Annotated in this window: 21 protein-coding genes; 12 read left to right on the forward strand and 9 right to left on the reverse strand. The window is 67.9% G+C overall.

Annotation, left to right across the window (positions count from 1 at the left end; translation table 11 throughout):
• The first annotated feature begins 16 nt into the window (after positions 1-16).
• From WS64_RS30150 to WS64_RS30165, 4 genes are all read left to right on the forward strand, one after another.
• Positions 17-955, forward strand: a complete 939-nt coding sequence (locus WS64_RS30150) for a helix-turn-helix domain-containing protein (protein WP_059584816.1) — start codon at positions 17-19, stop codon at positions 953-955.
• Positions 956-1,126: 171 nt separating this feature from the next.
• Positions 1,127-2,338 (forward strand): porin, encoded by a 1,212-nt coding sequence (locus tag WS64_RS30155; protein ID WP_060968726.1) that lies wholly within the window; start codon positions 1,127-1,129, stop codon positions 2,336-2,338.
• 92 nt (positions 2,339-2,430) lie between these two features.
• Positions 2,431-2,652 (forward strand): hypothetical protein, encoded by a 222-nt coding sequence (locus WS64_RS35725; RefSeq protein ID WP_060968727.1) that lies wholly within the window; start codon positions 2,431-2,433, stop codon positions 2,650-2,652.
• 37 nt (positions 2,653-2,689) lie between these two features.
• Complete coding sequence (locus WS64_RS30165; RefSeq protein ID WP_059639714.1) at positions 2,690-3,217, forward strand: GNAT family N-acetyltransferase; 528 nt, start codon at positions 2,690-2,692, stop codon at positions 3,215-3,217.
• Between the two features lie 18 nt (positions 3,218-3,235).
• Here the strand turns inward: WS64_RS30165 and WS64_RS30170 are convergent, their stop codons facing one another.
• Together WS64_RS30170 and WS64_RS30175 are read right to left on the reverse strand one after the other, a co-directional pair.
• Positions 3,236-4,297, reverse strand: coding sequence for an alkene reductase (locus WS64_RS30170; protein ID WP_060968728.1), 1,062 nt, complete (start codon positions 4,295-4,297; stop codon positions 3,236-3,238).
• Between the two features lie 80 nt (positions 4,298-4,377).
• Positions 4,378-4,686 carry an ArsR/SmtB family transcription factor gene (locus WS64_RS30175; RefSeq protein WP_059584834.1) on the reverse strand — a complete coding sequence of 103 codons (309 nt, stop codon included), beginning with the start codon at positions 4,684-4,686 and terminating at the stop codon, positions 4,378-4,380.
• 346 nt (positions 4,687-5,032) lie between these two features.
• On the opposite strand from WS64_RS30175, the gene WS64_RS30180 reads away from it, so the two are divergent.
• Positions 5,033-6,202: an alpha/beta fold hydrolase gene (locus WS64_RS30180; RefSeq protein ID WP_060968729.1), complete on the forward strand. Its 1,170-nt coding sequence runs from the start codon at positions 5,033-5,035 to the stop codon at positions 6,200-6,202.
• 30 nt (positions 6,203-6,232) lie between these two features.
• Here WS64_RS30180 and WS64_RS30185 read toward each other — a convergent pair whose 3' ends face one another.
• From WS64_RS30185 to WS64_RS30195, 3 genes are all read right to left on the reverse strand, one after another.
• Positions 6,233-6,574, reverse strand: coding sequence for a cupredoxin domain-containing protein (locus tag WS64_RS30185; protein WP_060968951.1), 342 nt, complete (start codon positions 6,572-6,574; stop codon positions 6,233-6,235).
• Positions 6,575-6,593: 19 nt separating this feature from the next.
• Positions 6,594-7,538 (reverse strand): metallophosphoesterase family protein, encoded by a 945-nt coding sequence (locus tag WS64_RS30190; RefSeq protein WP_060968730.1) that lies wholly within the window; start codon positions 7,536-7,538, stop codon positions 6,594-6,596.
• A 151-nt stretch (positions 7,539-7,689) separates the two neighbouring features.
• Positions 7,690-8,568, reverse strand: a complete 879-nt coding sequence (locus tag WS64_RS30195; protein ID WP_059639709.1) for a MurR/RpiR family transcriptional regulator — start codon at positions 8,566-8,568, stop codon at positions 7,690-7,692.
• A 373-nt stretch (positions 8,569-8,941) separates the two neighbouring features.
• On the opposite strand from WS64_RS30195, the gene ggt reads away from it, so the two are divergent.
• Together ggt and WS64_RS30205 are read left to right on the forward strand one after the other, a co-directional pair.
• The gene (gene ggt, locus WS64_RS30200) at positions 8,942-10,693 is read left to right on the forward strand and encodes a gamma-glutamyltransferase (RefSeq protein WP_060968731.1); all 1,752 of its coding nucleotides are present in this window, start codon (positions 8,942-8,944) and stop codon (positions 10,691-10,693) included.
• A 151-nt stretch (positions 10,694-10,844) separates the two neighbouring features.
• Positions 10,845-12,173, forward strand: a complete 1,329-nt coding sequence (locus WS64_RS30205) for a dicarboxylate/amino acid:cation symporter (protein ID WP_059584840.1) — start codon at positions 10,845-10,847, stop codon at positions 12,171-12,173.
• A 3-nt stretch (positions 12,174-12,176) separates the two neighbouring features.
• Here WS64_RS30205 and WS64_RS30210 read toward each other — a convergent pair whose 3' ends face one another.
• Positions 12,177-12,566, reverse strand: coding sequence for a DUF3331 domain-containing protein (locus WS64_RS30210; protein ID WP_059584841.1), 390 nt, complete (start codon positions 12,564-12,566; stop codon positions 12,177-12,179).
• A 44-nt stretch (positions 12,567-12,610) separates the two neighbouring features.
• Positions 12,611-13,903 (reverse strand): NAD(P)/FAD-dependent oxidoreductase, encoded by a 1,293-nt coding sequence (locus WS64_RS30215; RefSeq protein ID WP_059584842.1) that lies wholly within the window; start codon positions 13,901-13,903, stop codon positions 12,611-12,613.
• Between the two features lie 145 nt (positions 13,904-14,048).
• Between WS64_RS30215 and WS64_RS30220 the strand changes: the two genes are divergently transcribed.
• Positions 14,049-14,702, forward strand: a complete 654-nt coding sequence (locus WS64_RS30220) for a TetR/AcrR family transcriptional regulator (RefSeq protein WP_059584843.1) — start codon at positions 14,049-14,051, stop codon at positions 14,700-14,702.
• Between the two features lie 24 nt (positions 14,703-14,726).
• Here the strand turns inward: WS64_RS30220 and WS64_RS30225 are convergent, their stop codons facing one another.
• Positions 14,727-15,638: a LysR family transcriptional regulator gene (locus WS64_RS30225; RefSeq protein ID WP_060968732.1), complete on the reverse strand. Its 912-nt coding sequence runs from the start codon at positions 15,636-15,638 to the stop codon at positions 14,727-14,729.
• Between the two features lie 108 nt (positions 15,639-15,746).
• On the opposite strand from WS64_RS30225, the gene WS64_RS30230 reads away from it, so the two are divergent.
• Complete coding sequence (locus WS64_RS30230) at positions 15,747-16,508, forward strand: SDR family NAD(P)-dependent oxidoreductase (protein ID WP_060968733.1); 762 nt, start codon at positions 15,747-15,749, stop codon at positions 16,506-16,508.
• A 24-nt stretch (positions 16,509-16,532) separates the two neighbouring features.
• On the opposite strand, the gene soxR is transcribed toward WS64_RS30230, so the two are convergent.
• Complete coding sequence (gene soxR / locus WS64_RS30235; protein WP_059639703.1) at positions 16,533-17,012, reverse strand: redox-sensitive transcriptional activator SoxR; 480 nt, start codon at positions 17,010-17,012, stop codon at positions 16,533-16,535.
• A gap of 79 nt (positions 17,013-17,091) precedes the next feature.
• On the opposite strand from soxR, the gene WS64_RS30240 reads away from it, so the two are divergent.
• From WS64_RS30240 to WS64_RS30250, 3 genes are read left to right on the forward strand one after another with little or no spacing between them, the layout of a single operon-like run.
• On the forward strand, positions 17,092-18,258 hold the full coding sequence (locus WS64_RS30240) for an efflux RND transporter periplasmic adaptor subunit (RefSeq protein WP_060968734.1): 1,167 nt from the start codon (positions 17,092-17,094) through the stop codon (positions 18,256-18,258).
• Positions 18,259-18,271: 13 nt separating this feature from the next.
• Entirely contained in the window at positions 18,272-21,445 is a 3,174-nt protein-coding gene (locus tag WS64_RS30245) for an efflux RND transporter permease subunit (RefSeq protein WP_060968952.1), read from the forward strand.
• Complete coding sequence (locus tag WS64_RS30250; RefSeq protein ID WP_060968735.1) at positions 21,442-22,965, forward strand: efflux transporter outer membrane subunit; 1,524 nt, start codon at positions 21,442-21,444, stop codon at positions 22,963-22,965. Before WS64_RS30245 ends, WS64_RS30250 begins: the two co-directional genes overlap by 4 nt.
• Positions 22,966-23,094 lie beyond the last annotated feature (129 nt).

Raw genomic sequence — 23,094 nt, forward strand, 5'->3', positions numbered from 1 at the left:
TTTACCGGAGGTGCCGATGCTGTTCCAGTCACGCTCACACGAAGACGTGCACGATCACGGGCTCGCGATCGCGGGCTGGCATCAGGTGTACCGTCAGATGACGCCGGGCCGTTTCAAGGGCACCGTCACGCAGGTGCTGTACGACGATTTTCACTTTTTCCGGGAAACGACCAACCGGCGCGTCGCGCAAACCGGGCTCGCGCCGGCCGGGCGCACGTCGCTCGCGGTGCCGTTGTCCGTGCCGCTCGCGGGCACGTTCCAGGGCCAGCCGGTCGACGGCTATGCGCTGCTCGCGCTGCGCGCCGGCGAGGATTTCGAATTCCACACGCCGGAAGGGATGGGGCTCGTCGGGATCAGCGCGGCGTCCGACATGGTCGACGAGCTGTGCGAGGCCGAATTCGGCGCGGCCGGCGCGCGCCGGCTGCGGCACGTGACGCGGCTGTCCGACGCGCAGGGCGTCGCGCTCGGCGTGCGGCTGTCGTCGCTGATCGACGACGCGCAGCGCAATCCGGGCTGCCTCGAATACGCGGCCACCCGCAAGATGTTTCGCGACGCGATGCTCGGCATGTTCCTCGACGCGCTCGAACAGGGGATCGGCGTCGAGCGCCGCGACATCACGCACGCCACCTACAGCGACATCGTGAGCCGCTGCGAGAAGCATCTGCGCGACCGGCCCGAGGAACCCGTCACCGTGCTCGAACTCTGCCGCGCGCTGCGTTGCAGCCGTCGTACGCTGCAAACGAGCTTCCAGCGCGTGGCCGACGTCACGCCGGTCGGCTACCTGCGCACGATCCGGCTGAATGCGGTGCGCCGCCTGCTGCGCACGACGTCGGTGCGGCAACTCGGCGTCGGCGAAGCCGCCGCGAGCTGGGGCTTCACGCATCTCGGCTATTTCGCGCGCGAGTATCGCGACCTGTTCGGCGAGCTGCCGTCGCAAACCTTGCGTCCCGAATGACGCCTTCCCGCCGCGGCCGCGCCGCCGAGTATCGTCATGTGTCGCCCGTCCTCATCACCATTTGCTGATTTGGGATAGAGGTCCGGAATTTTCGCTGGATACAGTCCTGCCACCCATATCGACAACACCATCGATTCGCACTGCGTATCGATGATCACGGAGGGGCGGGACATGAAGAACGGACGACGACTGGCCGCAGCTGCGGCCATGCTGGGTTGCGCGCATGCGGCGCACGCGCAGACGACGGGGAGCGTGACGCTGTACGGCACCGTGGACACCGGCATCATCTATTCGACGAACCAGCAGTTCACGCGCGCCGACGGCAGCACGGGCGGCGGCCATGCATGGCAGATGGGCGGCGGCAACCTCGTGCCGTCCCGTTTCGGCTTCCAGGGCGCCGAGCCGCTCGGCGGCGGCCTGAATGCGGTGTTCACGCTCGAGCAGCAGTTCCTGTCCGCGAGCGGGCAGGCGCTGCAGGGCGGCACCGCGTTCAGCCGGCAGGCGTGGGTCGGGCTGCGCCACGATTCGATCGGCACGCTCGGCCTCGGCCGCCAATACGATTCGTACACGGACATGCTCGGCGCGTACGTGTCGAGCAACAACTGGGCGACGCCGTATGGCTCGCACCTCGGCGACGTCGACAACCTGAATGCCGCGTTCAACTTCAACAACGCGGTGAAGTTCACCAGCGCCGATTTCAACGGCCTCACGTTCGGCGGCACGTTCAGCTTCGGCGGCCAGGCCGGCGATTTTTCCGCGAAGCGTGGCTATGCGGTAGCCGCGACGTACACGCGCTCGCCGGTGGCCTTCTCGGTCGGCTACCTCGACCTGCACCAGCCGCTCGACGCGGCGCTCGGCGGCGCGAGCGGCTATATCGGTGATTTCGCGTGCGGCAACCCGGGCGCGATGTATTGTCTGCTGCAGGATGCGGGCTCGATGCGCGCGTTCGGCGCGGGCGGGTCGGTCACGCTCGGCGCGGCGACGCTCGCGCTGACCTATACGCATACGCGACTCGGCGACAGCCGCTATTTTTCGACCGCTGCGCAGCCGCGCACGCAGGCGTTCACGTTCGACGTCGGCGAGCTGAACGTCACGTACATGTTCACGCCGGCGCTGCAAGGCGGCGTCGCGTACATCTTCAACGCCGCGCATACGGACGGGCGCGGCACGACGCGGTTCCACCAGGTAAACGTCGGCACGAACTACAGCCTGTCGAAGCGCACCGCGCTGTATGCGGTCGCGATCGGCCAGATCGCGAGCGGCACGGGGCTCGGCACCGATGCGGACGGCAACGCGGCGAACTATGCGCAGATTCCGGTGCTCGCGAACAGCAATTCGAGCCGGCAACTGGCGGTCATGGCCGGGATTCGCGTGAACTTCTGATCTGGCCGGGAAGGTCTGGCCGGGAAGGTCTGGCCGGGAAGGTCCGGCCGGGAAGGTCCGGTTAGGAATCTCTGGCCGGGCAGGTCGGGCGCGTGCGCGACACATGGTCCCGCAAGGCGGGGCAGCCGGATCGCGCACGGCATCCCCGTCCGCGCTGGCATGGCGGCGGCACGCTGCCTGCGCTCTGCATCGACCTGACCGCATGGCCCGACAACGCGACGTTGACGATCGACCATCCGGACGGCGCGCTCGTGATCCACGACGATCGCCTGGATCGGGCATTCGACACGATACGTGTGAAGTTTCGACTATAGTGACGGCCGTTCCAGACTGCCTGCCTGAATTGCCGTGATGCCTGCATCGATCCTGATTCGCCCCGCCACGCGGGAAGACGCGGCCGCGATGGCCGCCGTGGAAGTCGCCGCAGCGCAGCGGTTTCGTGCGATCGGCATGGCCGACATCGCCGACGGAGAGCCGACCGATGCGGCCGCCGTGCTCGAGCGCATCGACGACGGCCGCGCGTACGTCGCGGTCGATCCGCAACGCACGTGCGTGGGGTTCGCGTTCTACCGGCTGCTCGATGCGCGGCGGTTGTATCTGGAGGAACTGGATGTCGCGCCGTCGCATGCGGGGCAGCGTATCGGCGCGCGCCTGATCGAACAGGTGACGGCGCGCGCGGCGCGGGAAGGGATCACGGAGATCGTGCTGTCGACGTTCCGCGACGCGCCGTGGAATGCGCCGTACTACGCGCGCCTCGGTTTCCGGATCATCGACGATGCAGCACTCGACGACGCGCTGCGCGCGATCCGTGCGCACCACGTCGCGCTCGGTCTCGACGAAACACGGCGCGTGTTCATGCGCGCGGACGTGCGCATCTGAACCCGCGCCGTTGTGCCGTCAGGCCGCGTCGCTCAGCGCCGGGTAGTCGGTGTAGCCGGTTTCGCCTTCCGCGTAGAACGTCTCCGGCACCGGCTGGTTGAGCGGCGCGCCGAGTTCGAGACGGCGCGGCAGGTCCGGGTTCGCGATGAACAGCTTGCCCCACGCGATCGCGTCGGCGGTGCCGTTCGCGAGCGCGGCCTGCGCGGTGTCGAGCGTGAACTGCTCGTTCGCGATCAGCGGGCCGCCGAACGCTTCCTTCAGGCGCGGGCTCAACTGATCGCCCGAATACGATTCGCGCGTGAAGATGAACGCGATCTTGCGGCGGCCGAGTTCGCGCGCGACATAACCGAAGGTTGCCGCCGGATCGGAATCGCCCATCGTATGCGCGTCGCCGCGCGGTGCCAGATGCACGCCGACCCGGCCCGCGCCCCACACGTCGATCGCCGCGTCGACCACTTCGAGCAGCAGGCGCGCGCGATTCTCGATCGGGCCGCCGTATGCATCGGTGCGGCGATTGGTGCTGTCCTGCAGGAACTGGTCGAGCAGGTAGCCGTTCGCGCCGTGAATCTCCACGCCGTCGAAGCCGGCTGCCTTCGCGTTCTCGGCGCCCTTGCGATACGCGGCGACGATGCCCGGAATCTCGTCGAGTTCGAGTGCGCGCGGCGTCACGAACGGACGCGGCGGACGCACGAGGCTCACGTGGCCGCCCGCGGCGATCGCGCTCGGCGCGACCGGCAGGTCGCCGTTCAGGAACATCGGATCGGAGATCCGGCCGACGTGCCAGAGTTGCAGCACGATGCGCCCGCCGGCCGCGTGCACGGCCTGCGTGATCTGCTTCCAGCCTTCGACCTGCTCGTCGGACCAGATGCCGGGCGTGTCGGCATAGCCGACGCCTTGCGGCGTGACCGACGTCGCTTCGGTGATGATCAGGCCGGCCGATGCGCGCTCGGCGTAGTAGCGCGCCATCAGCGCGTTCGGCACGCGCGCCGTGCCCGCACGGGCGCGGGTGAGCGGCGCCATCACGATGCGGTTCGGCAGGGTCAGGTCACCGAGGGTAACGGGATCGAACAGCGTGGGCATGGCAAATAACCTCTTACGAAAGGCGGAGAAGCCGTCGCGTCGGATACGACGGCGCTCCGCATGGCCGGTTCGGCCGTTGGCTAGAGTTCGCGACGCAGCGCGTCGTGAAATGCGTCGATGACGGCCTCGTTGCGCCGGAAGAACGCCCACTGGCCGATCCGCGTCGACGTCACGAGCCCCGCGCGCTGCAGCGTCGCGAGGTGCGCGGAGACGGTCGACTGCGACAGCCCGCAGCGCGCGTCGATCTGGCCCGCGCAGACGCCGTGTTCGTATGGCAGCGTCTGCTGCGGAAAATGCTCGTCGGGCGTTTTCAGCCAGACGAGGATTTCCCGGCGCACGGGGTTCGAGAGCGCTTTCAGGATCGCGTCGATGTCGAGTTCGGTCGGCATGGAAAGGCTGGGTGTTTCGGTCGGGCAAACGGGTATCGTCGATGGGCGAATCATATATCGTCTTTTTGCGATATGTTTGAAAGCACTGCCGGCAATGGGGTTGATAGGACGTTGTAATCTCGGGGTCGGATAGAGCGCGACGTGAACCGCCGTCGATGGGGCCGCCGGCTTCAGGTCGCCTTGCCTGCAATCCGCTATCGCCGTACGAGATCGGGCGAAGCGTGCATCGGCGCGGAGCGCGGTACGCAACCGGCGGGCTGATTCGTTTTCCGCAACGGACCGGCGGCGCGCGACGGATTCTGCGACCATCGCCGTTCAAGTCATATCCGCCACCCGAGCCGCCGCCATGTCCGTCACTTCCGCTGCCTTTTCCCGCATCCGACTCTCGCGCATGCTGCCGGCCGCTCGAGCCCTGTCCTATGCCGTTCCGCTCGCGCTGGCCTGTGCCGCCGTCGGCATGCTGGTCGGCGCGCGGCCGGCCGAAGCCATTACGCCCACACAGCGCGAACGTCTCGAAGCGCCGGTCAAGGCCGTCGCCGACCAGCGCATAACCGTCGACACGCCGCAAGGCCGTGCGGTGTTGCCCGTCTACGCCGATCATCCGCTCGACCAGGCCGCGCCCGACGTCACGCGCGTGTTCATCGTGATTCACGGCACGCTGCGTAATGCCGACGCGTACTACGCATCGGGGCGCGAGGTCGTCGAGAAGGCCGGTGCGGCCGGCACGGGCACGATGGTCGTCGCGCCGCAGTTCCTGACACGCGCCGACGTGCGCGCGTTTTCGTTGCCCGCGCCGACGCTCGCATGGACGCAGGAAGGATGGAAGGGCGGTGAACCGGCCCGCCAGCCGGGCCCGATCAGCTCGTTCGCGGCGCTCGACGCGCTGCTCGCGCATTTCGCCGACCGCGGCCGGTACCCGTCGTTGTCGACGGTCGTCGTGATCGGCCACTCGGCCGGTGCACAGTTGCTGCAGCGTTATGCGGTGGCCGGGCGCGAAGGCGACGCGCTCGCGCGTACCGGCATTGCCGTGCGCTACGTGGTTGCGAACCCGTCGAGCTATGTGTATTTCGACGACGAACGGCCGAATGCCGAGGCCATGGCAGGCGGCGCCTGCCCGCGCGCGACCGAATGGAAGTACGGGTTGAAGTCGGCGCCGCCTTACGTTGCGTCGCAGGACGTGCGCGATCTCGAAACGCGCTACGTCGCGCGCCATGTCGTGTACCTGCTTGGGCAGGCCGACACGAATCCCACCACGCATTTCATCGACCGTTCGTGCGCGGCGATGGCGCAGGGGCCGTACCGGCTCGCGCGCGGGCTCGCGTATTTCGATTACCTGAAGAAGCGGCATCCGGACGATCTCGCGCAGCAGGTCGTCGAAGTGCCGGGCGTCGGGCATGACGGCCTCGGCATGTTCACATCCGCTTGCGGGCTGGCCGTGCTGTTCGGGCAGGCGCTGCCGCAGTCGTGCCCGGTCGTCGCCGGTACTGCGCCGGGCATGCGCTCGGCGGGGCAGTGAGCATACGCCGATGACGACCGGCCGGCATCGTCATTCGACGGTGATCGTTTCCTTCATGTACGGATGGATGCCGCAGAACACCTTGTAGACGCCCGGCTTGTCGAAGCGGAACGCATACGTCTCGTCCTGGTCGAGCGCCTTCGAATGAAAGATGCCGGCATCGTTGACGACGGTGTGCGGCTCCGCGTCGAGGTTCTTCCACGTGATCGTCGTGCCGGCCTTGATCGTGGTCGACATCGGCGAGAACATGAAATTGCGGATCGTCACGAGCGGGCCGTTCGGGCCTTGCGCGAACGCGGCGGGCGGCATGCCGGCGGCCGCGCCGCACAGGAACAGCACCGCGACGATTCGAGATGGCTTGAAGCGGATCATGTCGGTCTCCTTATTTTTGTCACGCAAGCGTCGTGTCATGCAGCGACGACGCGACCGGATGGCCGGCGAATTCGACGGTCGTCACGCCGAGCATCGAAGGCAGCCGGTCGTGCGGCACCGTGAGCGGCACCGGTCCCGGGCCGTTGCCGGCCGTCGGCTGCGGGAACGCGGTCGAGCGGGCGGTATGAAACGTCACGTTGCCCTCGACCTTCGACACGATCTGGTGGATGTGCCCGTTCAGCACGGTGACCGAGCCGAAGCGGCGCAGCAGCGCCATCGTCTGCGGCGCATCGCCGGTGCCCCAGCCCCACGGTTCGTAGATGGTCCACATCGGCATGTGCGAGAACACGACGATTGGCGTGCTCGACGAGCGGCCTTTCAGGTCCTGCGCGAGCCACGCGAGCTGCTCGTCGCCGAAGCTGCCGAGCCCGTTCGGCTTGAAGTGCATCACGTTGACGAGGCCGATGAAGTGCACGCCCGCGTGGTCGAAGCTGTAATAGCCGCGGTTGTCCGACGCGTTGCCGAACCGGCCGAAATATTCGGCACCCGAACCGTCGGTGACGTCGTGTTCGCCGGGCACCGTGTGCAGTTCCGGCACGCGCAGCGCGGACAGCAACTGCGACGCGTGGTCGAATTCCTCGGGCTTCGACAGATGCGTGATGTCGCCGGTATGGATCGCCAGCGCGGGCAGCGCAGGCATCCCGTTGACGAGATCGATCGTCTGCTTCAGCGTGGCCGACACGTCGGGATTCGCGTCCTTGTTGAAGCCGATGTGCGTATCGCTGATCTGCACGAACAGCGGCTGGCCCGCGGCGGCCGGGCGCGCGTCGCCGGCCTGCGCGAGGGCGATATCGAACGGCGTGAGGATGCCGCCCGACAGCGTGAACAGCGTGCCGAGCCCGCCGAAGGCCATGCATTGCAGAGCCTTGCGACGCGACGGGCGGGTGGGGGTCGATGAAGCCATGTGAGCCTCGCATTCGCGTGACGAAACCGGACGGCCGGATCGTCCTGGAATAAGCCGGCGCCTTCGCATGCGATACCGGCGAAGCGGCGGATTTATTCCCAGCCGTTGCGAGGTCGAAAGCCGGCGCCCGCGCCCGCCACGCGAACGATCGTCATTCGGGCAGGTCGCGCTGGTTGGTATCCCACTCGATCCCGCCGGCATTGAGCCGCTCGATCTTTTCCATCCGCTGCCGCGCGAGCTCCGGCAGCCGGTTCGTCACGGCAATCACGAGCGCCTCGGTGAGCGCCAGCGCCGGCACGTTGGTCTGCAGCATCGCGAACGGGCGCCCCTGGATCCGCAGCACGATTTCCGCGAACGCGGCGATCGGCGAGCGCCATTCGTCGGTGATCAGCAGGATTCGCGCGCCGAGCCGGTGCGCGGCCTGCGCGAAGCGGATGCTGTCCTTCTGGTAACGGCGAAAGTCGAAGATCACGAGCACGTCGTTGCGCCCCATGTCGACCAGCGCGACGGATGCGAGATTCACGTTCGGCTCGACGTACTGCACACGCGGCCGCGCATAGGCGAGCGTGAACGAGAACAGCGACGCGAGCGGCGCCGTATACCGCCCGCCGCCGCAGAAAATGCGTACGTCCGGATCGGCCAGCACCGCCACGGCCGCGTCGAACGCGGCCGCGTCGAGCCCTTCGATCGTCGCCGCGAGCGATTCGGACAGCCGCTGGAAGATCGCCGCATGACTGTCGCGCATGCCGGTTTCCGAGTGGAACGCATCCATCCGCGCGAGCGGCGAATTCATCGCGGTGTCGATCTCGTCGTGCAGCGCCTGTTGGAACGACGAGTAGTTCGGGAAACCGATCCGGACGACGAAGCGGAACACGGTCGGGTCGCTGACTTCCGCCTGCTTCGCAAACTGCGCGATGGGGCCCAGCCCGAGACTGGGATAGCGCTCCAGCAACGCCTGCGCGACCTTCTGTTCCGACGGCGTGAAGCTATCCATCTGGGATAACAACAACGCCCTGATGCTCGTCCCCATCGGTACTCCGGCTTTCTATCTGAATTGAACTGAACGACCAAACGGCAGACGGGCGTCTGCCGCCAACTGCACGCATGTTAGCCGATCGACGTGCCGCAGGCCGCGTACGGCCTGAAATTAGAGGGACGCATCACCCTGCTCAACGAATACGTTCATATGTGTAATAAATCGAACATTCATTGTCAGTCTTATCGACGTGCTTTCGCGTCAAATTCAGGGCTTACCCTAGGTTTTGGCCCAAAAAACCGAGTGCTATGATCGCGGCCTCACTGGAATGTATCGTTTATTACATTTCGGATTGGCAGCGTCGACACGTAGTTGCGCACCGGTGCATTCCCGCATGGCCCGGTTTATTCGTCTGGAGGATCCCGTCATGAGGCGGCTCGTAATACTCACCCTGTTGTCGGCGATGAGCGTGTGCGCGTTCGCCGCGTCGGACCCGGCGGTCGAAGCGAAGAACGGCATGGTCGTGTCGTCGCAGCACTTCGCGTCGCAGATCGGCGTCGACATCCTGAAGGCAGGCGGCAACGCGGTGGACGCGGCGGTCGCCGTCGGCTATGCGCAGGCGGTGACCAATTCGTGCTGCGGCAACATCGGCGGCGGCGGTTTCATGACGATCCATCTGGCCGACGGTCGCGACCGCTTCATCAATTTCCGCGAGACGGCGCCGGCCGCGGCGTCCGCGAACATGTATCTCGATGCGTCGGGCAACGTCATTCCGGAGCAGAGCCTGTACGGCTATCGCGCGGTCGGCGTACCGGGTACGGTGGCGGGCCTCGATCTCGCGCAGCGCAAGTACGGGAAGCTGACGCGCCGGCAGGTGATGGCGCCGGCGATCCGGCTCGCGCGTGACGGCTTCGTGCTGACGCGCGGCGATACCGACATCCTCGACACGACGGTCGAGCGCTTCAGGAAGGATCCCGAAGCCGCACGCATCTTCCTGCGCCCGGACGGCTCGGCGCTGCAGCCGGGCGACCGCCTGGTGCAGAAGGATCTGGCCCGCACGCTCGAACGCATCGCGGAGCAGGGGCCCGACGCGTTCTATCACGGCGAGATCCCGAAGATCGTCGAGGCGGCCGCCAAGCGCGGCGGCGGCGTGATCACGGCGGCAGACTTCGCGTCCTATCGCGCGCAGGACATGGCGCCGCTGACGTGCACGTATCGCGGCTACGAGTTCGTGTCGGCGCCGCCGCCGAGCTCGGGCGGCGTGACGATGTGCGAGACGCTGAACATCCTCGAAGGGTATGACCTGCGCAAGCTCGGCTACCACTCGGCCGCGGCGGTCCACTACATGACCGAAGCGATGCGCCACGCGTACGAAGACCGCAACACGCTCCTCGGCGATCCGGACTTCATCGACAACCCGGTCGCGAAGCTGACGAGCAAGGAATACGCGGCGCAGATCCGCAAGAGCATCCATGCGGATACGGCTACGCCGTCGGTCGACGTGCAGCCCGGTGTCGGCGTGCACGAGAAGCCGGAAACGACGCATTACTCGATCGTCGACCACGACGGCAATGCGGTGTCGACGACCTATACGGTCAACGGCCGCTTCGGCGCCGTGGTCATCGCGCCGGGCACGGGTTTCTTCCTCAACGACGAGATGGACGACTTCACCGTGAAGGTCGGCGCGCAGAACCTGTTCGGCCTCGTGCAGGGCACGCGCAACTCGATCGCGCCGGGCAAGCGTCCGCTGTCGTCGATGGCGCCGACCATCGTGAAGAAGGACGGCAAGGTGTTCATGGTGGTCGGCTCGCCGGGCGGCTCGCGCATCATCACGATCACGCTGCAGACCGTGCTGAACGTGATCGACTACGGGATGACGCCGCAGGACGCGGTCGCCGCGCCGCGCATCCATCACCAGTGGCTGCCCGACGCGGTCTATTACGAAACCTACGGCCTGTCGCCCGACACGCTCGCGATCCTGCGCAACATGGGCTACAAGATGGTCGAGCAGACGCCGTGGGGCGCCGCCGAGCTGATCATGGTCGGCCTGCCGGGCACCGAAGCGGCGAGCCGCCAGAGTTCCGGGAACGATTCGTCCGTGTCCGGCAACGTGCGTGTCGGCTTCATCTACGGCTACAACGACCCGCGCCGTCCGGCCGGTTCGGCGATCGGCTACTGACCCGACCGTTTCATCCCGAATCGCTGCCGCCGGCGTTCGCGTTGCCGCGAATGCCGGTGCGGCGGCAGCGCGCCCGTCGGCGGACATCCACCAGCCTGAGCGGCGCGCACCTTTCTTCCGTCAACTCCATCGCCACTCGGCGAACTCCGTCATGAACAAACGAATGTCTGCGGCAGGCTGGATCCTGCTCGCCATGGCAGCCGGCATCCTGATCGGCTACCTGATCTACACGCAGCTTCCGGACAAGCAGTCGGCCGCGGAAATCGCCGGCTACATCTCGCTCGTGTCCGACGTGTTCCTGCGGCTGATCAAGATGGTGATCGGGCCGCTGGTGTTCTCGACGCTGGTCGTCGGCATCGCGCACATGGGCGACGCGGCGTCGGTCGGGCGCGTGTTCGCGAAAGCGTTCGGCTGGTTCGTCACCGCGTCGCTGGTCTCGCTGCTGCTGGGCCTGCTGATGGCGAACTTGTTGCGGCCGGGCGAGAATCTCGGCCTGCCGCTGCCGGACATCGGCGCGTCCGCGCATCTCGCGACGTCCAAGTTCACGCTGAAGGATTTCGTCGGCCATATGGTGCCGAAGTCGATCGCCGAGGCGATGGCGAACAACGAAATCCTGCAGATCGTCGTGTTCTCGCTGTTCTTCGGCGTGGCGCTCGCCGCGCTCGGCGAACGCGGCAAGATTCTCGTCGCCGCGATCGACCAGCTCGCGCACGTGATGCTGAAGATCACCGGCTACGTGATGAAGCTCGCGCCGCTCGCGGTGATGGCCGCGATGGCGTCGACCGTCGCGGTCAACGGGCTGTCGATCCTGCTGAAGTTCGCGGTGTTCATGGGCGACTTCTACGCGAGCCTCGTGCTGCTGTGGGCCGCGCTCGTCGCGGCCGGGCTGCTGTTCCTCGGCCGCCGCGTGTTCAAGCTGCTCGCGTTGATCAAGGAAGCGTTCATGCTGTCGTTCGCGACGGCCAGCTCCGAAGCCGCGTATCCGAAGATTCTCGACGCGCTCGACCGCTTCGGCGTGAAGCGCAAGATCTCCAGTTTCGTGATGCCGATGGGCTATTCGTTCAATCTCGACGGCTCGATGATGTACTGCACGTTCGCGTCGCTGTTCATCGCGCAGGCGTACAACATCCACCTGTCGCTCGGCACGCAGATCACGATGCTGCTCGTGCTGATGCTCACGTCGAAGGGGATGGCCGGCGTGCCGCGCGCGTCGCTCGTCGTGATCGCGGCGACGCTGCACCAGTTCAACATCCCGGAAGCCGGGCTGCTGCTGATTCTCGGGGTCGACACGTTCCTCGACATGGGCCGCTCGGCCACCAATGCGGTCGGCAACTCGATCGCGAGCGCGGTGGTCGCGAAGTGGGAAGGCGAGCTGATGTCGGAGTCCGAAGCACGCGCGCATGCCGCGCATCTCGATGCCGAACTCGAACGGCAGAACGGCGATCCGGCCTACGGCGCCGGTCAGACCACGGCGACCTGACGCTCAGGCCGCCAGCGCGTCGTCGATGCATGCCGCGAGGACCATCGCGGCGGCGTTGCCCGGCGTTGAGCCGAGCAGTTGCGGCGCATAGACGCTGTCGCCGATCTCGATCGGCCGCCCCGACAGCGCGCACACGCCGCGCTTGCGCGTCGTGAACAGGCGCCATTTCTGGTAGCCGTAGTGTCCGGTGCACGCGTCGCACCACGAAATCATCACGGTGTCGGCCGTGGGCCGTTCGAGCACGTCGATGGTCGGCTTGCTCGTCGCGTCCCACGACGGCAGCCGGTCGCGCGTGACGCTGCGCCGCCGCGGCGCACCCCACGAGACGGACGGCATGTCGAAGCTGCCGATCGCGGCGACGGTCATGAGCCAGGGCGCTGCACGGTTGTTCATGTCTCTGTTCCTCGAAACGTTACGCGGTGCCGCGACGCGCGGCATCACGACAGGCGGATGCGCGGCTGCACCCAGCCGTTGATCCGTTCGGCGATCCACAGCAAGGTCGCCTTGGAAAAACCGTGCAGCGCCTGCTGGTGCCGCCGGTAGAGCATCAGGTGGCTGAACTGCGCGAAGCGCCCCTGGATGAAGCCGCCGCGGAAGAACCCGAACTGCCCGAGCGTGCCGAATGCGTCGTAATCGCTGATCGACACCAGCGCGCCGAAATCGTGGAATGCGAACGGTGGAATCGGCGTGCCGTCGAGCCATGCGGGCAGATGCTTCGCGAGGTGCTCGGCCTGCTGCGTCGCGACCTGCGCGGTCGGCGGCAGCGGCCGTTCGTGGCCGTCGGGCAGCAGGCTGCCGCAATCGCCGATCGCGAACACGCATTCGTCGCCGGTTGCCTGCAGCGTGGGGCCGACGACGATCTGGTTCGCGCGGTTCGTGTCGAGCCCGCCCAGCGCCTGCATGAAATCGGGCGCCTTCACGCCGGCCGCCCAGACCATCAGGTCGGCTTCGGCGAACGACCCGTCGCCGTAGTGGAAACCGTTCGCGTCGGCCGACGTGACGCGCGTCGACGTCAGCACGCGAAAGCCGATCTGTTCGAGCCGCCGCCGGGCCGACGCGGAAATGCGCGGCGGAAACGCGTTGAGGATGCGCGGGCCGCTTTCGAGCAGCGTGAGCTGCAGCCGCTCGCGTACCGTCTCGTCGCCGTACGCCTGCGCCACTTCCAGCAAGCGGCTCAGCTCCGCCGCGAGTTCCACGCCCGTCGCGCCCGCGCCGACGATCGCGACGCGAAACGGCTCGTCGCGCGCGATGCTGCGGAACACGCGCATCCGCAACGCTTCGTTGAAGGTCTCGGCTTGCTGCTGGCTGTCGATGAAGTAGCAGTGCTCACGCACGCCGGGCACGCCGAAATCGTTGGCCTGGCTGCCGAGCGCGAGGATCAGCACGTCGTATTCGAGTTCGCGTGCGCCGATCACCACGTCGCCGTCCCGCGAGCGGATCGCGCCGAGCTGCACGCGGCGGCGCGCGCGATCGAGCCCCTTCAGTTCGCCGGGCTGGTATGTGTAGCCGTGGTCGCGCGCATGGGCGAGGAAGATCACCTGTTGCTGCTGGACGTCGCGCGTGCCGGCCGCGATCGTGTGCAGCATCGGCTTCCAGATGTGCGTCGGGCTCCGATCGACGACCGTGATCCGTGCCTGCCCGGACCGGCCGAGACGCTCGCCCAGGCGGGTCGCGAGCTGCAGCCCGGCGATCCCGCCGCCGACGATGACGATGCGTGTAGGGGTTGTCATGGATAAATCATCACGTGATGAATAAGGTATGATCCTAGCGCTTCCCGGCTCCGCGTGTCAACGGAGCGGGGTGGACCGCCCGATTCCGGCACGTCGAAGCGGGGCCGGACACGGGCATTCGAATCGTTTAAGGAGCAGGAAAAACGTGGCAGAAGTCACTGAGCGCGCGCCGTCGAAGCGGCGGACGCGCGGACGGCCGCTGGCGGATGCGTCCGTCGGTCCGGACGTGATATTGCGGGCCGCGCGCCGGACGTTCGCGAAGCGCGGCTACGACGCGACGAGCGTGCGTGAAGTCGCGCGCGAGCTGGGCATCGACGCGGCGCTGATCGCCCATCACTTCGGCACGAAGGAAACGTTGTGGCTGGCGGTCGTCGAGCAGATCGTCGAGCTGGCCGAACCGATGTTCGACGCGCTGCGTGCGTTGCGCGCGTCGCCGCTGCCGCATCGCGAGCGCGTGCGGCGCGCGCTCGAGCTGTGCGTCGATCACGAATTCGCGGAGCCGGATATCGGCATGTTCTTCTCGACGGCGGCGACCGAGGAGGGCGCGCGGCTCGACCGGCTGCGGGAGCGGCTCGTGCGCCCGTACCACGACGCGATGTTTCCGCTGCTGGCGGACGCGGTCGAGGCCGGCGCGATTCGTCCGGTCGATCCGAACGTGCTGTTCTTCATGATCGCGAGCGCCGTGGGTACGACCGTGTCGTACAGCCACATGATGCTGGAGTTCACGTCGCTGCCCACGCGGCAGCACGAATTCAGGCAGGCCGTGCTCGCGGTCGCGCTGAACATTCTCGGCGACTGAGCGCCGCGCGCGCGATGCGCGCGGTCACGTCGCCGCAACCAGCCCCAGCTCGCGCACCGCGTTCCGCGCGCTCTCGCGCAGCGCATCGACGAGCGGCGACGGCGCGCGGTATGCGATCGCCAGCTCGTACGCGAGCGGGCTGCCCGCGCCCTTCAGTTCGCAGAACGTAATGCCTCGCGGCTGCATCGGCACGAACAGGCGCGGCATCAGCGCGACGCCGATGCCGCCCGCGACGAGCCCGGCCGTCGTCTGCATCTGGCGCGGCTGCTGGACCACGCGCGGCGCGAAGCCCGCCTGCGCGCACGCCGTCACGATCAGCGCGTGCATGCCGGGCCCGTGGTGCGCGGCAAACATGACCCACGGTTCATCCGCCAGCTCGGCCAGCGCGATGCGGCGGCGCCGCGCGAGCCGGTGGCCGTCGGGCAGCGCGGCCACCATCCGGTCGCGCAGCAGCGGCTCGACATGCACGTCGCCGGCATCGGCCACCGGCAGCACGACGATGCCGACGTCCGTGCGGTCCTGACGCAGCGCGAGCATCTGCTCGGCGGTCGTACCTTCCTCGAGCTGGAAATCGACGTCCGGATGGCGCTGCTGGAACGCGCGCAGGATCAGCGGCAACAGCGCGTTGACCGTGCTGTCGACGAAGCGCAGCCGCAGCGTGCCGCCGAGGCCGGCGCCCGCGCGGCGCGCCACGGCCACCGCGCGCTCGGCCTGTTCGAGCGCGCGCCGCGCTTCGAGCAGGAACGCTTCGCCGGCCGGCGTGAGCCGCGAGCCGCGGTTGTCGCGCTCGAGCAATGCGACGCCCAGTTCGTCCTCGAGCTTGCGGATCGCCGCGCTGAGCGGCGGCTGAGCCATGTGCAGTCGCTCGGCCGCGCGCCGGAAGCTGAGCGTTTCGGCGACCGCGATGAATTGCCGGAACTGGCGCAGATCGATCATGCGATACCTTCCATGTATCAGTAGATCATCGAATTCGTATTTTACCTATCACCCTGCGCTGCCCAGAATGTCCTTGTCGTCAACCGTCGATACTCGGGAGGGCAGATCATGACGGGCAATGAACAGCAGCGCACGGCCATCGTCACGGGCGGGTCGAGCGGGATCGGCTTCGCGATCGCGAGCCGGCTGGTGCGGGACGGGTATCGCGTCGCGCTCGTCGGGCGCGATGCGGCGCGGCTGGAGGCGGCTGTCGCGCGTCTGGGCGGAGCGGCAGTCGGGCAGGCCGGCGATCTGAGCGTGCGACGCGATGCGGAGGCGGTGGTGGCGGCGATCGTCGCAAGATGGCCGCGTATCGACGTCCTCGTCAACAACGCGGGGCGGACCGCTCGCGTCAGTGCGGACACCGAAGCGAGCGAGGCCGAGGCCGTGTGGGATACCGTGCTCGGCGCAAACCTCAAGAGCCTGTTCCTGACGACGATGGCCGTGCTGCCGCATCTCGCCGATCGCGCGGCGCGAATCGTCAACATCGGCTCGATCGCGGCGCGCGCCGGCAGCCTGTTGCCGGGCGGCCTCGCCTATGCGGCCGCGAAGGCCGGCGTCGAAGGCTTCACCGTCGCGCTGGCACGCGAACTCGGGCCGCGCGGCGCAACGGTCAATACGGTGGCGCCCGGCTATATCGCCGGCACGCGTTTCTTCGGGGACGGCGGGGTCGCCCCGGCGGTCGCGGCGATGATCCGCGCGCAGACGCCGGCCGGCCGCGCCGGGCAGCCGGACGACGTCGCCGATGCGGTTGCCTGGCTCGCCGGGCCGCGCGCGTCGTTCGTCACCGGCGCGACGATCGCGGTGAACGGCGGCTGGCGCGTCGGGTGACGCACGGCATCCACGATCGGCGCGTCATTCGCAATCCGTCGGCGGCTTGTCGCCGAGCCAGCGTCGCGCGCCGGGCCCGTTGCGGCCCGCGCGGTCTTCCGGGTTGGTCAGCTTGCAGCGTTTCAGCGACAGGCAGCCGCAGCCGATGCATTCGTCGAGGTTGATGTAGAGCCGCTGCAATTCCTCGATCCGGCTCGCGACGCGCTGCTTCCAGCCGCGCGACAGCCGCTGCCAGTCCTTGTTGGTCGGCGCGGTGTCCTCGGGCAGGCTGACGAGCTGCTCGGCGATTTCGTCGAGCGAATAGCCGATCTTCTGCGCGAACACGATGAACGCGATCAGCCGCAGCACCGCACGCGAATAGTGGCGATGGCTCGAGCCGTTGCGGTGCGACTTGATCAGCCCGCGCATCTCGTAGAAACGCAGCGTCGACGCCGGCACGCCGCTGCGCGCGGCCACTTCGCGGATCGACATCAGCGGCCATTGCGGGGTTTCCGGGATACCCATGACGCCCTCCGGGAAAGCTTGACTTGAAGTTAACTTCAACTTTTATGCTACGCGGCAGTTTAACCCGTCGCGAGGCATCATGCGCTCCTTTTCCCTACGCAGGACGTCGCCTTTGGGCGTGGCCTGCGCCCTGTTGCTGGCGTTGTCGGGCTGTCACGACGGCAAAGGCACGTCGTCGGCCCAGCCGCTGCCCGAAGTCGGCGTCGCCACCGTCGCGCCGCGTACCGTTCGCCTCGCGGACGAATTCAACGGACGCGTCGAAGCGGTCGACGCGGTCGAGTTGCGGCCGCGCGTGAGCGGCTATCTGCAGCGTGTCGCGTACAAGGAGGGCGACGTGGTCGCGCAGGGCGCGCTGCTGTTCGAGATCGATCCGCGCCCGTACCGGATCGCGCTCGACCGTGCGAATGCGCAGCAGCAGCGCGCCCGTGCGGCCGCGAACCTCGCGAACCTGCAGCTCAAGCGCGTGCAGACGCTGATCGATGCGCATGCGACGTCGCAGGAGGAACTCGACAACGCGCGCGCCACCGCCGAGCAGGCGCGCGCCGACCTGCAGGCAGCCGACGCGGCCGTTGCCGACGCGAAGCTCAATCTCGGCTTCACCGAAGTGCGCGCGCCGATCGCGGGCCGCGTCGGCCGCGCGGTCGCGACCGTCGGCAACCTCGCGCGCGCGGACGACACGCTGCTGACGACCGTCGTGTCGCAGGATCCGGTCTACGTGTATTTCGATTGCGACGAGCAGAGCTACCTGCGCTACAACGCGCGGCGTACCGATCCGGCGCATCGCGCGATCGGCGCCGATCCGGTGCGCGTCGGCCTCGCGAACGAGACGGGCTTCCCGCATGCGGGCACCGTCGATTTCCTCGACAACCGGCTCGATCCGCAAACCGGCACGATCCGCGCCCGCGTGCGGCTGCCGAATGCGGACCATACGTTTACGCCGGGCCTGTATGCGCGCGTGCAGCTCATGAGCGGCCGCGACCAGGACGCATTGCTGGTCGACGACAAGGCCGTGCTGACCGACCAGGACCGCAAGTACGTGTACGTGATCGGCCCCGGCGACAAGGCGTTGCGTCGCGACGTGACGATCGGCCGCGAACTCGACGGCGAGCGGATCGTCGAGAAGGGGTTGCAGGCGGGCGACCGCGTGGTGGTCGACGGCGTGCAGCGCATCTACTATCCGGGCGCGCAGGTGAAGCCGAAGGCGCTGCCCGCGCGCGCCGATGCCGGCGCGCCTGCCGCGCAATGACGGGAGCGATACGATGGATTTCTCCCGCTTCTTCATCGACCGCCCGATTTTCGCGGTCGTGCTGTCGATCGTCATTTTCGCGATCGGCCTGATCTCGATCCCGATGCTGCCGGCCGGCGAATATCCCGAAGTCGTGCCGCCGAGCGTCGTCGTGCGTGCGACGTACCCGGGCGCGAACCCGAAGGAAATCGCCGAGTCGGTCGCCGAACCGCTGGAAGAGGCGATCAACGGCGTCGAAGGCATCATGTACATGAAGTCGGTCGCCGGGTCGGACGGCAGCCTGCAGGTCGTCGTCACGTTCCTGCAGGGCGTCGATCCCGACACGGCCGCCGTGCGCGTGCAGAACCGCGTGAGTCAGGCGCTGTCGCGCCTGCCCGACGAGGTCCGCCAGTACGGCGTGACCACGCAGAAGCAGTCGCCCACGCCGCTGATGTACGTGAGCCTCTATTCGCCGGACAACAGCCGCGATTCGCTGTACCTGCGCAACTACCTGACGCTGAACGTGAAGGACGAGTTGTCGCGGCTGACCGGCATCGGCGACGTTGGCGTGTACGGCTCGGGCGATTACGCGATGCGGCTGTGGCTCGACCCGAACCGGCTCGCATCGCGCGGCCTGACCGCGAGCGACGTGATCGCGGCCGTGCGCGAGCAGAACGTGCAGGTGTCGGCCGGCCAGCTCGGCGCGGAGCCGTCGCCGAAGAAGAACGACTTTCTCGTGTCGATCAACGTGCGCGGCCGCCTGCGCACGGTGCAGGAATTCAGCGACATCGTGCTGCGCAACGGCGACGACGGGCAGGTCGTGAAGCTGTCCGACGTCGCGCGCATCGAGCTCGGCGCGGGCGACTACACGCTGCGCTCGTATTTCAACGACAAGCATTCGGCCGTGGTCGGCATCTTCCTGTCGCCGGGCGCGAACGCGCTCGACGTCGCGAAGGCCGTGTATGCGAAGCTCGACGAGCTGTCGAAGCGTTTCCCGCCCGGCGTCGCGTACCGCCCGGTGTGGGACCCGACGGTGTTCGTGCGCGAATCGATCCGCGCGGTGCAGCACACGCTGATCGAGGCCGTGGTGCTGGTCGTGCTCGTCGTGATCCTGTTCCTGCAGACGTGGCGCGCGTCGATCATTCCGCTCGTCGCGGTGCCGGTATCGGTGGTCGGCACGTTCGCGTGGCTCTATCTGCTCGGCTATTCGATCAACACGCTGACGCTGTTCGGGCTCGTGCTCGCGATCGGGATCGTCGTCGACGATGCGATCGTCGTGGTCGAGAACGTCGAGCGCAACATCGCGCAAGGGTTGAGCCCGCGCGATGCCGCGCACCAGGCGATGCGCGAGGTGTCGGGGCCGATCGTCGCGATCGCGCTCGTGCTGTGCGCGGTGTTCGTGCCGATGGCGTTCATGTCGGGCGTCACCGGCCAGTTCTACAAGCAGTTCGCGGTGACGATCGCGATCTCGACGGTGATCTCCGCGATCAACTCGCTGACGCTGTCGCCCGCGCTCGCCGCGAAGCTGCTGCGTCCGCACGGCGCGCCGAAGGATGCGCTGACGCGCGCGCTCGACCGCGCATTCGGCTGGTTGTTTCATCCGTTCAACCGCTTCTTCGAGCGCAGCGCCGATCGCTATCACGGCGTCGTCGCGCGCACGCTGAAGCGGCGCGGCGTGGTGTTCGCGGTTTATGCGGCGCTGCTCGCGGCGACCGCGCTGCTGTTCGACGCGGTGCCGGGCGGTTTCATCCCGGTGCAGGACAAGCTGTACCTGTTCGCGGGCGCGAAGCTGCCGGAAGGCGCGTCGCTCGCGCGCACCAGCGCGGTGACCGAGCAGATGACGAAGATCGCGCTCGGTACCGACGGCGTCGAGATGGTGCCGGCGTTCGCCGGGCTGAATGCGCTGCAGGGCGTGAACACGCCGAACATCACGAACTCCTACGTGATCCTCAAGCCGTTCGACCAGCGTCACCGCAGCGCCGCGCGGATCAACGCGGACCTGAACGCGCGCTTCGCGGCGATTGGCGGCGGCATCACGTATGCCCTGATGCCGCCGCCGATCCAGGGCCTGGGCAACGGCTCCGGGTACGCGCTGTATCTGGAGGATCGCGGCGGCCTCGGCTACGGCGAATTGCAGAAGGCGCTCGCCGCGTTCCAGGCCGCGGTCGCGAAGACGCCGGGGATGAGCTATCCCGTCAGCTCGTACCAGGCGAACATCCCGCAGCTCGAGGTGAAGGTCGACCGGCTGAAGGCGAAGGCGCAGGGCGTCGCGCTGACCGATCTGTTCAATACGTTGCAGGTGTATCTCGGCTCGATGTACGTGAACGACTTCAACGTGTTCGGCCGCGTATATCGCGTGATGGCGCAGGCGGATGCCGGCCACCGGCAGACGGCCGCCGACATCGCGAACCTGCGCACACGCAACGCGAAGGGCGAGATGGTGCCGATCGGCTCGATGGTGACGGTCGGGCCCGCGTACGGCCCCGATCCGGTCGTGCGCTACAACGGCTATCCGGCCGCCGACCTCATCGGCGATGCCGACCCGAAGACGATGTCGTCGTCGCAGGCGATCGCGAAGCTGCAGCAGATCGCGAAGGACGTGCTGCCGCCGGGCATCACGCTCGAATGGACCGACCTCAGCTACCAGCAGGTCACGCAGAGCAACGCGGCGATCGTCGTGTTCCCGCTGGCCGTGATGCTCGTGTTCCTGGTGCTCGCGTCGCTGTACGAGAGCTGGACGCTGCCGCTCGCGGTGATCCTGATCGTGCCCGTGTGCATGTGCGCGGCGCTGTTCGGCGTGTGGCTGTCCGGCGGCGACAACAACGTGTTCGTGCAGGTCGGTCTCGTCGTGCTGATGGGGCTGGCGTGCAAGAACGCGATCCTGATCGTCGAATTCGCGCGCGAGCTCGAGATCCAGGGCAAGGGTGTGGTCGAGGCGGCGCTCGAAGCGTGCAAGCTGCGGTTGCGTCCGATCGTGATGACGTCGGTCGCGTTCATCGCGGGCTCGGTGCCGCTGCTGATCGGCAGCGGCGCGGGCAGCGAGGTGCGGGCGGCCACCGGCGTCACCGTGTTCGCCGGGATGCTGGGCGTCACGCTGTTCGGGCTGTTCCTGACGCCCGTGTTCTACGTGGCGATCCGCAAGCTCGCGGGCGGCACGCCGGCCGTCTGGAGCGAACAGCATGGCACCCTCGAAGGAGAAAACCGATGAGCGCCGCTTTCCGTCTTTCCGCGCTCGCGATGTCGGTGACGCTTGCCGCATGCGCGGTCGGCCCCGATTTCAAACGACCGGATACGGCCACGGCCGCGCGGTTCGCGCGCGATGCGCATCCGGCGACGCAGCGCGATGCGGCGCCGGCCGATACATGGTCCGATACACGGCCCGATATGCCGCCCGACGCATCGGCGGCGGCCGATGCCGCGTTCTGGCGCGGTTTCGGCGATCCGGCGCTGACGCAGTTGATCGACGCGGCGCTCGCGGCGAACCAGGATCTGCAGGTGGCCGTATCGCGCTACGACGCGGCGAATGCGTTGCTGTCGCAGGCGACGTTCGACCGCTATCCGACAATCACCGCGAGCGGCCGGATCGGCCATCAGTTGATGAGCAAGGACCAGGCGTTCGGCGCGCCGCGCAGCCAGCGCGATGCGCCGACGTCGAGCGTGGGCGTCAATGCCGCGTGGGAACTCGACCTGTTCGGCCGCGTGCGGCGCTCGATCGAATCGCAGCGCGCGGAAACGGCCGCCAGCGCGGCCGACGTGCGCGCGGTGCGCGTCGCGATCGCGGGGGAGGTCGCGAGCACGTACGTCGAACTGCGAGGCTCGCAGGAACGGTTGCGGATCGCGCGCGAGAACGCCGACAACCAGAAGCAGACGCTTGCGCTGATCAATGCGCGCGTCGGCGCGGGGCGCGGCTCCGAACTCGATGCGGCGCGAGCGCGTGCGCAGTACGAATCGACGACGTCGCGGATCGCCGTGTACGAAGCCGCGATCGGCGTCGACGAGCATCGGCTCGCGGTGCTGACCGGGCAGACGCCGGATGCGTTGATCGGCCGGTTCGACCCGCCGAAGACGGCCGCACCGGTGCCGCTGCCGGCGCTCGCGGCCGACATCGATCCCGGCACGCCAGGCGACTTGCTGCGCCGCCGCCCCGATGTCGCGGCCGCCGAGGCGCGGCTGCATGCGGCGACCGCGCGCGTCGGCGTCGCGACGGCCGACCTGTTTCCGCGCTTCACGCTGTCGGGGCTGCTCGGCAGCGCGACGAGCAGCTACGGGTTCTTCCGCGCGGGCAGCGACACGAACCTGATCGCGCTCGGCATCGACTGGTCGTTCCTCGACGTCGGCCGCGTGCGCGCGCGGATCGCCGCGAGCGACGCGGAGGCCGCCGGCCAGCTTGCGCAGTACCGGCAGACCGTGCTCGGCGCGCTGGAGGAAACCGAGAACGCACTGCTGCGCGTCGCGCGCACGCGTGACGAGACCGCCCATCTCGTGCGCGCGGCCGACGACAGCGCGCGCGCCGCGCAGCTTGCGCAGGCGCGCTTCTCGGCGGGCGCGATCGACTACTACGAAGTGCTCGACGCGCAACGGACGCTGCTGCAGGCGCAGGACGCGGCGGCCGACGGGCGGATGCGCAGCGCGGCATCGACGGTCGCGCTGTACAAGGCGCTCGCGGGCGGCTGGCCGTCGGGTACGGGGCGGGGCGAACAAGGCCCGCTTGCTCAGTCGGAGAAGTAGCGCGAACAGTGCGGCGCGGCGATCGTAGCGTCGCGTCGCTCCGCGCGAAGCAACGCGCAGCGATCGGCGAGCAAGGCGGCCATTGCAATCGCATGAAAGGGTCATCGTTCTCGCGGTAAAATTTGATTG

Source organism: Burkholderia anthina, from assembly GCF_001547525.1.
GTDB classification, from domain to species: Bacteria; Pseudomonadota; Gammaproteobacteria; order Burkholderiales; family Burkholderiaceae; genus Burkholderia; species Burkholderia semiarida.